The organism is Haloferax sp. AS1 (assembly GCF_014530665.1).
GTDB lineage: Archaea > Halobacteriota > Halobacteria > Halobacteriales > Haloferacaceae > Haloferax > Haloferax volcanii.
The window spans coordinates 2,593,749-2,605,833 of record NZ_SPSA01000001.1; the positions used below are offsets into that span (position 1 = coordinate 2,593,749).

Sequence of the window (12,085 nt, forward strand, 5' to 3'; positions counted from 1 at the left end):
TCTTTGGGCTGATTTGCCAGAATCGACCGCGAGACCCCGTTCAGAGAGCGTTTTCACTGTGTCGGGTGGCACGCAATAGAGGCGGGGTGAGGCGAGCAACACGGGTCGGTTCGGGTCAGTAGAGCTGTTCTTCTCGCTCCTTGCGTTCTTCCTCGCGGCGTTTTTCTTCCTTGAGGCGGCGTCGCCCGCGGAGGTACTGCTTGCCCTTCGGGATGAACTTGTTCTTCAGGTCGAGCAGGAACGAGACGATGCCGTAGGCCCAGAAGAAAAACAGGACGGTCATCCCGCCGAGGTAGAACAGGCCGAGTTCGTTGACCATTGTGTGGGTGAGTGTGCTGTGGGTTGGTTCGGTGCGCGTTGTGCGGGCTGTGCGAGTCGGAGGCGGGACGGCGACGAACCCGGGAGCCCCGGGAGCGGGCCGCGTTACGGCCGCGTCAGTCGTCGCTTTCGGCTTCCGTGCCGGGCGCGCCGCTCGTCTGGACGGGCGTCTCGATGCCGTGGCTGATGGCCTCGCCCGTCGCCGTGTCGAAGAGGTGGACGCGCGAGCGGTCGAGGACGACCGTCACGTCTTCGTCCTCCGCGATGTCGGTGTCGGGGGCGACGCTCATCAGCAGTTGGTCGTTGGCGACGCCGCTCGTGTCTTCGAGGTCCGTCTCGGCCGACTCCGAGAGCTTCAGGTAGACGAATATTTCGTCGCCCATCGGTTCGAGCACGTCGGTCACGGCGTCGATGCGGTGGCTCGGGTTCGACACGAGCGACTCCTCGTCGACGAGGTAGACGTCTTCCGGGCGGATGCCCATCGTGACGTCCGTCCCCGGTTCGACGCCGAGGTCCGCGGGGTCGAACTCCACGTCGATGTTGGTCGACGAGAAGCCGTCGGCCGCGACCTCGCCGTCGAGGAAGTTCATCGACGGCGAGCCGATGAAGCCCGCGACGAACAGGTTCGCCGGCTCGTTGTAACAGACGAGCGGCGGGTCGATTTGCTGGAGTTGGCCGGAGTCGATGACGGCGATGCGGTCGGACATCGTCATCGCCTCCGCCTGGTCGTGGGTGACGTAGATGATGGTCGTGTCCAACTCCTTGTGGAGGCGCTGGAGCTCGGTCCGCATGTGGACCCGGAGCTTCGCGTCGAGGTTCGCGAGCGGTTCGTCCATCAGGAAGACGCCGGGGTTGCGGACGATGGCGCGGGCGATGGCGACGCGCTGGCGCTGGCCGCCGGACATCTCGTCGGGCATGCGTTCGAGCATCCCCTGCAACTGGACGATTTCGGCGGCGCGCTCGACGCGGCGCTCGATTTCCTCCTTGTCGTAGTTGCGGAGGCGGAGCCCGAAGGAGATGTTGTCGTAGACGTCCATGTGGGGGAACAGCGCGATGTTCTGGAACACCATCGCCACCCCGCGGTCCTTCGGCGGGAGGTTCGTCACCTCGCGGTCGCCGATGAACACCTTCCCCTCCGAGGGGATGGTGAGGCCCGCTATCATCTCCATGGTCGTCGACTTGCCGCACCCCGACGGACCGACGAGACAGATGAATTCTCCGTCGTCGATGTCGAGGTTCATGTCGTCGACCGCCGTTACGTCGTCGTAGTGCTTGCTTACGTGTTCGAGTGTTACGTCTCCCATGATTACTCCTTCAGCGCTCCTGCGGTCAGTCCACTCACGATGCGTTCCTGTGCGATGATGACAAGGATTGCCACGGGTAAGACCCCCACGATTGAGGCGGCGGCCATCAGGTTGTACGGGGTGTCGAACTGCCCCTGATACTTCAGGATACCCGCGACGATGGGGGCCCACGAGTCGGCCTCGCCGTTGTTCATCAGGAACGAGAAGAAGAACTCGTTGTAGACGCTGATGAACGTGAGGACGCCCGCGGTCGCCACGCCGGGTGCCGAAAGCGGCACGATGACGCGGAACAGCGCGCCCAGTCGGGTCGTTCCCTCCACCCGCGCCGCATCCTCCAACCCGTCGGGAATCTGCCCGTAGAAGGTCGTGAGGATGAATATCGACAGCGGCAGGAACAGCGCGCTGAACGGGAACACCATCGGTGCCGGCGTGTTGAACAGGTCCGGCGTCGATATCGTCACCATCCCGATGCTAATCGCCGTGTTCCCGGTGAACAGCTCGAAAAGCGGGATGAGGAACGCCGCCGGCGGGAAGTAGCTGATGGCGAGGATGCCGAGCATCAGCACGCCCTTCCCGGGGAAGCGGAGGCGGCCGAAGACGTACCCCGCGAGGCTGGCGATGAGCAACACGAGCACGGTGGTCGTGATGCCCAGCACGAAGCTGTTGAACATGTAGACGTGGAACGGCACCCGTTCGAACATCGCGATGAACACCTCGGGGTTGAACCCGTTCGGCACGAGCCCCATGTTGGCGATGAGGTTGTTCGGCGTGAGCGCGAGCACGAGCAGCCAGTAGAACGGGAACAGCGTCGTGACGAGGAAGAACAGCATCGCGACGTAGAACATCGCGCGGTAGACCCGGTCGGGGTTCTTGATGGCCGAGTCGACCCAGCGGCCGAGCGGCCCGCGCTTCGTCTCGGGGTCGTCGGAGCCGATGCCGGCTCCCGGAGTTTCACTAGCCATCTCAGATTCCCTCGCTGGCGAAGTTCACGATGTACACCGAGACCACGACGGCGATGATGCCCGCGGTGACGAACGCCACGGTCGCAGAGGTCCCGTACAGCGGCGTGTTGAACGTCGTGACGACGAGACACGACAAAGACGGGACCGTCTGACAGCCGGCCATGGTCTGGATGATGCCGTAGACGCGCATCGCGTCGATGGTGCGGAACAGCATCGCCACGAGCACCGTCGGCAGGATGAGCGGGAAGGTGATGAGCTTGAACTGCTGCCAGCGCGACGCGCCGGCGACCTTCGCCACGTCGTACAACGACCGGTCGATGCTCTGCATCCCCGCGAGGATGAGAAGCGCCATGAACGCCGAGGTCTTCCACACGTCGGCCACGATGATGAGGAACAGCGCGTCGGCGGTGTTCCGAAGCGGCGTCGTGCCGATGAGCCCGAGTTGGTTCAACAGCGCCGGGTTCTCGCTCGTGCCGACGAGGAAGCCGATGTTCGGCTGGAACATCAGATACCAAATCATCCCCTGGATGACGATGGGCACGGCCCACGGGATGATGATGGCGACGCGGACCCACCGCCGCCCGCGGAAGTCCTGGTCTAAGATGAGCGCCTGACCGAAGCCGATGAGCGTTTCGAACAGCACGCTGAACACGGTGAAGATGAGCGTCACCGCGAGCGCGCTGGCGTAGATGTTCGTGACGAAGGGGAACTCCGAGGTGAACGTCGGGAGGAACTGCGACGGCAGCGCGTAGTTGCGCGCGCCGGAGAACAGGTCGACGTAGTTCTGCAGTCCGACGAACTCGCCGAGCCGCGCGCTCCCGGTCAACTGGTCTGCGAACAGCGACATGCTGAACGTCGAGACCAGCGGGTAGACGGCGATAACCCCCAAGAGGACGAGCGCGGGCGTCAAAAGCAGGTACGCGAACTGCGTCTCGGAAAGCGACTCCATCCAGTTGACGGCCGAGGCGTACGGGCCGCTTCTCCGGGTGTCGGAAAGTGTCTCCCCTGATTGTTGTTCGGTAGCCATGTCAAATGATAACGTGTATGTTTGTTACGTCTCGGTAAAGACGTTGCTCTACGCGTTCTGCTCGATCTGTTCGAGCTGTGATGCGAGGTCGGACATCGCCTGTTCGGGGGATTTCTCCTGGGCGAACGTGGCGTTGACCTCCTGGGCGATGCGGCCGGACTGCTGCGGCCAGACGACGGAGACCGGGCGCGGAATCGCGTTCTCGCCGGCGACCTTCAGGGCGTCGAGGTAGCGGCCGATGATGGGCACCTCGGCGGCCTGGTCGGAGTCGAGAAGCGATGGGCGCGGCGGAATCCAGCCGATGATGCGGAACATATCGAGCTGGAACTGCTCGGTCTGCATCGTCCGAAGCACCTGCACCGCGGCCTGCTTCTGTTCGTCCGAAGAGTTGGGGTTCATCGTCATGTGCCAACCGCCGAGGGCGGCGACGGGGCCGCCGGTGCCCTCGTACTGGGCCTCGTCGGCGGTGACGCCGTACGGAATCGGCATGACGCCGAGGTCCTCGCCGAAGCCGGTCTGGTCGTTTTCGTCCGAGGGCTCCGCGCCGTTGATGACGATGGAGTACGGCCAGTTGCGGTGCATGACCGCGTTGCCCGTCGTGAAGGGCTGTCGGGACGGGTCTTCGGTCCACTGGAGGACCGCCTCGGGCGAGATACCGCCCGTGATGCCGTCGAGGGCGTACTCGTCGTCCTCGCCGTGAATGAGCGTCCGGACCATCCGAATCGCGTTGATGACCGGCTCTTCTTCGACCGTGATGGGGCGGTCGCCGATGGGGCCGAACAGGTTCTCGCGGCCGCCGAAGTACGCGCCGCCGTACGAGGTCATGAACTCGTTGAAGTCACAGCACGACAGGCCCTCGTAGACGTCCGCCTGGAACGTAAAGCCGTTCTCGATGTCCTCGTTGGCGTCGAGCGCCTCCCGCGTGATTCGCGAGAACTCCTCCCACGACATCGACTCGGTCGCCCACGTCGAGAAGTCGTCGTCGGTGTAGCCGGCGTTTCGAAGCAGGTCCTTTCGGTACTGAATCGTCGGGAAGTCGGGGAACAGCGGCTGTCCGTAGAGGTCGCCGTTCGGCCCCGTCGCCGTCGAGACGCTGGCCTCGAAGTACTCCTCTTCGATGGTCGAGGTCAGTTCCGACGGGAGCGACTGCGAGAGGTTCTGCAGTTGGTTGCGGGCGATGAACGGAATCGTCCACCCGCTGTCCATCATGAGCAGCGTCGGCTCCGAGCGACCGCCGGAGAGCCACTGCTGGTACTGCGCCTGCCGGTTGTCCGTCACCTGCGACCCCGCGAGGATGTCGATGGAGATGTTCTCCGGGAGGCCGGCGTCCCGAAGGGCCTGCACGACTTCCGCTTCCGCTTCCGCGACGCGGGTGTCGGCGGCCCACTGAAGCGTGATCTCTTCTGTGGTCTCCTCGGTGTTAATCGGCGTGTCGGTGTCGGCGTCGGTCTCGCCGTTCCCGCCGCCGTTGTCGTCACCGCCACCCGTACTGACGCAGCCAGCCAGCCCGACGGCGACGCCCGATGCGCCGGCCGCCTTCACAAAACTACGTCGAGAGACGCCAGTACGCTTGCCCTTGCGTGAGTCAGCATCAACCATTACAGTCTGTATTCTACAATTAGTGATTATTTATAGTTTTGGTGCTGGCCACTACCGGTGTTGTAGTAAACTACTTGATAATAGTATCTGCGCCCCGAAATTCAATCAACCCAATGATTGTAACAATCGTATATTATAATTATGGGCTGAAAACTTAGTCCTTTCCCGGCGCGGGCCACCGCGGCGTCTTCGAGGCCTCGATTCGCTCGATATCGTCGTCGCTCAGGGCCACGTCGAGCGCGCCGACGTTCTCTTCGAGGTGGTCGAGTCGCCGCGGGCCGATGATGGGCGCGTCCACGACGGGCTTGTGGAGCAGCCACGCGAGCGACACCTGCGCGGGCGTCGCCCCCTTTTCGTCGGCGATGGCGCGAATCGCGTCGAGGACGGCCCAGTTCCCGTCGGTAAAGCGGTTCGACGTGTACTCGTCCGAGTTCGCGCGCGTGCCCGCCGGCACCTCGGCGTCGCGCTCGTACTTGCCCGTGAGGAAGCCGCCCGCGAGCGGCGACCACGGGACGACGCCGACGCCTTCGCCCTCGCACACCGGAAGCAGGTTCGCCTCCTCGTGGCGGTCGACCGCGTTGTACTCCGGTTGCATGCAGGCGAAGCGTTCGAGGTTCTCCACGTCGGCGGTGTACAGCGCCTTCGTGAACTGGTACGACGACATCGTGGACGCGCCGACGTAGCGGACCAGCCCCTCCTCGACGAGGTGGTCGAGCGCCGACAGCGTCTCCTCGATGGGGACGCCGTCGTCCCAGCGGTGAATCTGGTAGAGGTCGATGTAGTCGGTGCCGAGGCGGTCGAGGCTCGCGTGCGCCTGGTCGATGATGTGCTTGCGCGAGAGCCCCGATTTGTTCGGCCCGTCGCCCATCGGAAAGTAGACTTTCGTCGCGATGGCGAGTTCCTCGCGGTCGCGCTCGGCGATGGCCTCGCCGACGATTTCCTCCGACTCCCCGCGGGAGTAGGCGTTCGCCGTGTCGAGGAAGTTGATACCCGCGTCGAGCGCGCTGTCGAGCAGGTCGAGGCTCGCCTGCCTGTCGTTCATCATCCACTCCGCGCTGGAACCGAAGTTCATACAGCCCAGACAGAGCCGCGAGACTTCGAGTCCGGTGTCGCCGAGGTAGGTGTACTCCATGTCGGTCACACCGGTTCATACACGAACGACAATGATAAGCATACTCACAATACGGTAGTGAGAGAAACGATCACGGAGGCGCGGAGACGTAATCGCTTTACCCTCGCCTCCGGAACCCGAGGTGTATGGACGGGCGCACACGCGAGTACCTCGAAGGTCGCTTCGGTGACTACTACCGGAGCACCGACGTTCCGCTCCCGCCCGCGCCGGGCGAGCGAGAGTGGGGCGTCATCCCGTGGTCGGCCGGCGGCACGCGGATGCACCGCCACCAGTCGCTGCTCGACCTCGGGGACCTCTCGGACTACCTCGCCCGCAGCGCCCCTCGACACGTCTACTTCTCGTCGGCCCGGTTTGCGGACCCCGGAGCGGGGTCGATGGACGACAAGGGCTGGCGCGAGGCGGACCTCGTCTTCGACATCGACGCGGACCATCTCCCCGGTATCGACCCCGAGACGACGGGCTACGCCGATATGCTCGACGCCGGGAAGGAGGCCCTGTTGGACCTCCTCGACCTCCTCGAAGACGACTTCGACTTCGAGGAGATGCAGGCGGTGTTCTCCGGCGGCCGCGGCTACCACGTCCACGTGCGCGACGAGTCGGTCCGCGGCCTCGACAGCGAGGCCCGCCGCGAAATCGTGGACTACATCCGCGCCATCGACCTCGACTTCGACGCGCTCATCGAGACGCGACAGCACGGAACGACGACCCAGCGCGTCCTCCGAACCGAGGGCGGATGGGGGCGGCGGACCCACCGGCGACTCCTCGACTTCGTGGACGCGCTGTTGGAGATGGAAGAAGACGCCGCGCTCTCGCGGCTGAAGGAACTCGACGGCATCGGCGACGGGCGCGCGAAGACGATTCTCGGCGCGTTCCGCAACAACCCCGACGCCGTCCGCGAGGGCAACGTCGAGGCCGGCGGCCCCGGCGTCCGGACGCTCGTCGAGGCGCTCGCACACGAGACCGTCGAGGACCAGACCTCACCGATAGACGAACCCGTGACGACCGACACGAAGCGGCTGATTCGCCTCCCCAAGAGCCTCCACGGCGGGTCGGGGCTCGTCGTCGAACCGCTCGACCGCGACGATATCGACGGCTTCGACCCCCTCTCCGATGCGGTCCCGGACCGCTTCCGCGGCCGCGACATCAGCGTGAACGTGACCGACCCCGGCGCGGTCGAGTTCGACGGCGATAGCTTTACACTCGACTCCGGCGTGCAGTCGGTAGACGAGAGCCTCGGCGTGTTTCTCATGACTCGCGGTCGAGCCGAGAAGGTGACAGAATGAACGTGGACGACCTCAGGAGCGTGCTTCGGACGGAGCGACAGAAAGACAGCTTACAGCACCTCCGCGAGTCGTTTTACGAGGACGTCGCGGGGTTCATCGCCGAGCAGAAGGCGACGCGCGAACGGAAGGCCGAACAGCTCGGCACCCACTACTCGCCGGAGATTCGGCGGCTCACGGACGAAATCGAGACGGCCGAGGAGGTCGTCACCTCCATCTACGAGCGCCGCGTCGGCAAGGTCGTCAAGGCCGCGAGCTTCGCGGCCGCGGGGATGACCTCCGAGACGGACGGGCTGACCCGCGAGGAAAAGCGGCTGTTCGACGACCTCGTCGCCCGCATCGAGGAGAACCGCGGGACGGTGCTGTCCGCGCTCGAAGACGTGTCGGCCGCCGACTCCCCGCGGGGAGACGTTGCGGCGACCGACGTGACGACCGCGGAGCCGGACGCGCCCGGGGATTCCGGGCCCGCGATTCCGCCGGACGAACCCGACCCGGAGACCGCGCCGACCGGCCCCGGAACCGACGCCAGCGCTCCCGAGGCCGTCACCGGCGACTCGGCCGCGGGCGACGTGCTCGCGGACGCGATGGGCGGCGGAACCGGCGGCGACGCCTCGAACGCGCAATCGACGCCCCAACCGGACGCCGACCGACCGGCCACCGAGGCCGCCGCGGTCTCCGGTGAGTCCGGGCCTTCGGACTCCGACGCTGCGAACTCCGGCTCTGCGGATTCCGACCCCGCGATTCCGCCGGACGACCCCGACCCGGAGACCGCGGCCCCGCCGGCGGGCGACACCGACACGGTGGAACCGTCCGCGGACGACCCGCTTTCCGGCCTCGCCGACGAGCGCGAGACGGTGCGCATCACCGCCGACGTGGGGACCATCCTCGGCGTCGACGAGCGCGAGTACGACCTCGCCACCGAGGACGTGGTGACGCTCCCGGCGGCCAACGCCGACCCGCTGGTCGAGCGCGGCGCGGCCGAGCGACTCGACTGAGAAAGACCCTTCTTTCCGCCGCCTGAACAGGTGGCCATGCTCGAACCCGGCGACGACGCCCCCGACTTCGAACTGCCCGACCAGCACGGCGACCTCGTTTCACTGTCCGACTTCCGCGGCGAACACGTCGTGGTTTACTTCTACCCGCGCGCCGACACGCCGGGCTGTACCACCGAGGCCTGCGGCTTCCGCGACTCGTGGGACGAGTTCGAAGACCGCGACGCGACGGTCCTCGGCATCAGCGACGACCCCGTGTCGGACCTCGATTCGTTCGCCGAGAAGTACGACCTCCCCTTCACGCTCCTGTCGGACGAAGACGGCAGCGTCTCCGCGGCGTACGACTCCTACGGCGAGAAGAACATGTTCGGCAAGACGTTCGACGGCGTGTTCCGCAACTCCTACCTCGTCGGCCCCGACGGGACCGTCGAACGGGTCTACGAGGGCGTCTCGCCCGACGGCCACGCCGACGAAATCCTCGCCGACCTCGACGGCTGAGCGGGCGGCCGGCCACTCCGCGCCCCCTCGCGTCGAACTGACAACTACCGACCGAGTATATTCTTTACAAACGACGGGAGACACACCGCATTTCCGGTGAAATAAACGCAGAACTCGTTGATTATTTCGTATCCCGAGAACCGCGTACCACTACGTAGCAGTTGGGAGTGATATGAACGTGACGGTCGCGCCTCTGAGTCGGGCGGATGGTGGGCGAACAGTCGCCATCGCTCGGTGGCTGGAACGCGTTCGGAAAAATACGTCTGAGCGGGCGTTACGAGGCGCTTACTGGAAGGTGCGACCGACTTCCGTCTCGCGGTCGCGTTCGACCTCGCTCTTCTGGAAGCGCTCTTCGATTTCCTCGTAGCGGCGGCGCACGTCGTCGGTGACGCTCGCGCCGATTTCGTCGAGGGCGTCCTCGAAGTGGTCCATCGTCACGCGGACGTTGCCGACGCTCTCGCCGATTTCCTCTTTCTCGACGCTCCGGATGAACTCGCGGGAGGCGTTCATCGACGCCTCGCGGGCGAGCGCTTCGAGGTCGGCACCGACGTAGCCGTCGGTCTTCGACGCGATTTTATCGAGGTCCACGTCGTCCGCGAGCGGCTTTTCGCGGGTGTGCACGTCGAGGATGGCGCGGCGGGCGTCCTCGTCGGGCACGGGCACGTGGACGTGGCGGTCGAGGCGACCGGGGCGCAGGAGCGCCGAGTCGATGAGGTCCGGCCGGTTGGTCGTCGCGATGACGACCACGTCTTCGAGCGCTTCGAGACCGTCGAGTTCGGTGAGCAGTTGGGAGACGACGCGCTCGGTGACGCCCGAACTCGACGAGTCGCGGCCGCGCTCGGTCGCGATGGAGTCGATTTCGTCGAAGAACACCACCGTCGGGGCGTTCTCGCGGGCCTTCTTGAACACCTCGCGGACGCCCTTTTCGGACTCGCCGACGAACTTGTTCAGGAGTTCGGGGCCCTTGATGGAGATGAAGTTCGACTCCGCCTCGTTGGCGACGGCCTTCGCCAGCAGGGTCTTCCCCGTGCCCGGCGGGCCGTACATCAGGACGCCCTTGGCGGCGTCCATGTCCATCTGCTGGAACACCTCGGGGTATTCGAGGGGCCACTGGATGGTCTCGCGGAGGCGCTCTTTGGTTGGTTCGAGTCCGCCAACGTCCTCCCACGTCACGTCGGGCACCTCGACGAACACCTCGCGGAGCGCGGAGGGTTCGATGCTCTTGAGCGCCTGCTTGAAGTCGTCTTCCGTGACTTTGAGGCCTTCGAGCACCTCGGCGTCTATCTCCTCGGCGTCGAGGTCGAGCTGCGGGCGGATGCGCCGCAGGGCGTGCATCGCCGACTCCTTGGCCAGCGATTCGAGGTCGGCCCCGACGAAGCCGTGGGTGCTGTCGGCGTATTCGTCGAGGTCCACGTCGTCGGTCAGCGGCATGTTCCGCGTGTGGACCTGCATGATTTCCTTGCGGCCGTCGCGGTCCGGGACGCCGATTTCGATTTCGCGGTCGAAGCGGCCGCCGCGGCGGAGCGCGTTGTCGATGGCGTCCACGCGGTTCGTCGCGCCGATGACGACAACCTCGCCGCGCTCGTCGAGGCCGTCCATGAGCGACAGCAGCTGGGCGACGACGCGGCGCTCCACGTCACCGCCGGCCTCGCTGCGCTTGGGCGCGATGGAGTCTATCTCGTCGATGAAGACGATGGCGGGCGAGTTCTCCGTCGCCTCCTCGAAGATTTCCCGGAGCTGCTCTTCGGACTCCCCGTAGTACTTCGACATAATCTCCGGGCCGGAGATGGTGTGGAACGAGGCGTCGATTTCGTTGGCGACGGCCTTGGCGATGAGGGTCTTCCCCGTGCCCGGCGGGCCGTGCAGGAGGACGCCTTTCGGCGGCTCGATGCCGAGGCGCTTGAACAGTTCGGGGTGGCGCATCGGGAGTTCGATCATCTCCCGGACCTGTTCGAGTTCCTTGTCGAGGCCGCCGATGTCCTCGTAGGTGACGGAAGGGCCGCCGTCGTCGCCCGGCGCGGACTCCGAAATCTGCTCGGCGGGCTTCTGGCTCACCTGGAACTCGGTGTTGTCGGTGACGACGACGGTCCCGTCGGGGTCCGTCGACGCGATTTTGATGGGGACCGACTGGTTCGACGCGCTCATGAAGCCGAAGCCGAGCGGGAGCTGGACGCTCTGGCCCTGTGCGACCGGCTGGCCCGAGAGCTTGTCGCGGATGTAGGTCCCGATGTTGCCGCCGATGCGGAGGTTCTGCGGGAGCGCGATGGTGACGCGCTGTGCGGGCTTCACGTCCGCTTTCTCCACGTCCACGCGCTCGTCGATGCCGACGCCGGCCTGCTGGCGGAGGCGGCCGTCGATGCGGATGATTCCCGTCCCCTGGTCTTCGGGGTAGCCGGGCCAGACGCGGGCGATGGCGGTCCCGTCGTTCGGACCGTCGATGCGGATGAAATCCCCGCCTTCGAGGTCGAGTTCCGCGGCCGCGGCTCGGTCGATGGCGGCGAGCCCGCGGCCGGCGTCCTTCTGTTTGAGGGGTTTGACGATGAGTTTCATTTACTTGGTGAGGGTGATGGTGAGCACGCCGTTTCGAACCGCCACGTCGGCGTCGCCGCCGGCGGGGAGTTCGAACTCAGTCTCGGTCACGCGGTCGCCGGTGTCGGCCACGACGATGGCGGTCGACCCGACGATGTCCACGTCGACCTCGTCTTCCGAGAGACCCACGTCGGCCGCGATGACCCAGCTGTCTTCGTATTCGTACCGGCGAATGAACCGCTCGTTCCCGCCGGCGAACTGTTGCATGCTCATGGTAAGTCTAACCCAAGGTTAGCGTTTTGAGTATATAAGTCTTTCTCCAACGAATCGGGTGACGACACCGATATGCCGCATTTCGGTTGAATTGCGGTTCACAGTCGCCACGCCTCACCGAGTAGTTCGCGGCGGAGTAACGTCAAACTAGTGGCCTCGGCAGCGGGCCGC

At 65.4% G+C, this 12,085-nt stretch carries 11 protein-coding genes; 3 read left to right on the plus strand and 8 right to left on the minus strand.

What is annotated here, in order from left to right:
• Positions 1 to 115: 115 nt before the first annotated feature.
• The 6 genes from E4P24_RS13640 to E4P24_RS13665 form a co-directional block, all read right to left on the minus strand.
• Positions 116 to 319 (minus strand): hypothetical protein, encoded by a 204-nt coding sequence (locus tag E4P24_RS13640; protein WP_004042869.1) that lies wholly within the window; start codon positions 317 to 319, stop codon positions 116 to 118.
• Positions 320 to 434: 115 nt separating this feature from the next.
• Positions 435 to 1,622, minus strand: coding sequence for an ABC transporter ATP-binding protein (locus E4P24_RS13645; RefSeq protein WP_006601508.1), 1,188 nt, complete (start codon positions 1,620 to 1,622; stop codon positions 435 to 437).
• Positions 1,623 to 1,624: 2 nt separating this feature from the next.
• The gene (locus E4P24_RS13650) at positions 1,625 to 2,584 is read right to left on the minus strand and encodes a carbohydrate ABC transporter permease (protein WP_008608161.1); all 960 of its coding nucleotides are present in this window, start codon (positions 2,582 to 2,584) and stop codon (positions 1,625 to 1,627) included.
• Position 2,585: 1 nt separating this feature from the next.
• Positions 2,586 to 3,533 carry a carbohydrate ABC transporter permease gene (locus E4P24_RS13655; RefSeq protein ID WP_004061442.1) on the minus strand — a complete coding sequence of 316 codons (948 nt, stop codon included), beginning with the start codon at positions 3,531 to 3,533 and terminating at the stop codon, positions 2,586 to 2,588.
• A 126-nt stretch (positions 3,534 to 3,659) separates the two neighbouring features.
• Positions 3,660 to 5,210, minus strand: coding sequence for a substrate-binding domain-containing protein (locus E4P24_RS13660; RefSeq protein WP_115802824.1), 1,551 nt, complete (start codon positions 5,208 to 5,210; stop codon positions 3,660 to 3,662).
• A 154-nt stretch (positions 5,211 to 5,364) separates the two neighbouring features.
• The gene (locus tag E4P24_RS13665) at positions 5,365 to 6,342 is read right to left on the minus strand and encodes an aldo/keto reductase (protein ID WP_188148686.1); all 978 of its coding nucleotides are present in this window, start codon (positions 6,340 to 6,342) and stop codon (positions 5,365 to 5,367) included.
• A 125-nt stretch (positions 6,343 to 6,467) separates the two neighbouring features.
• Between E4P24_RS13665 and priS the strand changes: the two genes are divergently transcribed.
• Genes priS through bcp form a run of 3 tightly spaced genes read left to right on the plus strand, consistent with a single transcriptional unit; the run spans position 6,468 to position 9,112 of the window.
• Positions 6,468 to 7,625, plus strand: a complete 1,158-nt coding sequence (gene priS, locus E4P24_RS13670) for a DNA primase small subunit PriS (RefSeq protein ID WP_006601510.1) — start codon at positions 6,468 to 6,470, stop codon at positions 7,623 to 7,625.
• Positions 7,622 to 8,617, plus strand: a complete 996-nt coding sequence (locus E4P24_RS13675) for a DNA replication protein (protein WP_188148592.1) — start codon at positions 7,622 to 7,624, stop codon at positions 8,615 to 8,617. Before priS ends, E4P24_RS13675 begins: the two co-directional genes overlap by 4 nt.
• A gap of 36 nt (positions 8,618 to 8,653) precedes the next feature.
• Positions 8,654 to 9,112: a thioredoxin-dependent thiol peroxidase gene (gene bcp / locus E4P24_RS13680; RefSeq protein ID WP_004042885.1), complete on the plus strand. Its 459-nt coding sequence runs from the start codon at positions 8,654 to 8,656 to the stop codon at positions 9,110 to 9,112.
• A 285-nt stretch (positions 9,113 to 9,397) separates the two neighbouring features.
• Here bcp and E4P24_RS13685 read toward each other — a convergent pair whose 3' ends face one another.
• Positions 9,398 to 11,662 (minus strand): CDC48 family AAA ATPase, encoded by a 2,265-nt coding sequence (locus E4P24_RS13685; RefSeq protein WP_004061432.1) that lies wholly within the window; start codon positions 11,660 to 11,662, stop codon positions 9,398 to 9,400.
• The gene (locus tag E4P24_RS13690) at positions 11,663 to 11,914 is read right to left on the minus strand and encodes an Hsp20/alpha crystallin family protein (RefSeq protein WP_004042888.1); all 252 of its coding nucleotides are present in this window, start codon (positions 11,912 to 11,914) and stop codon (positions 11,663 to 11,665) included.
• Positions 11,915 to 12,085 lie beyond the last annotated feature (171 nt).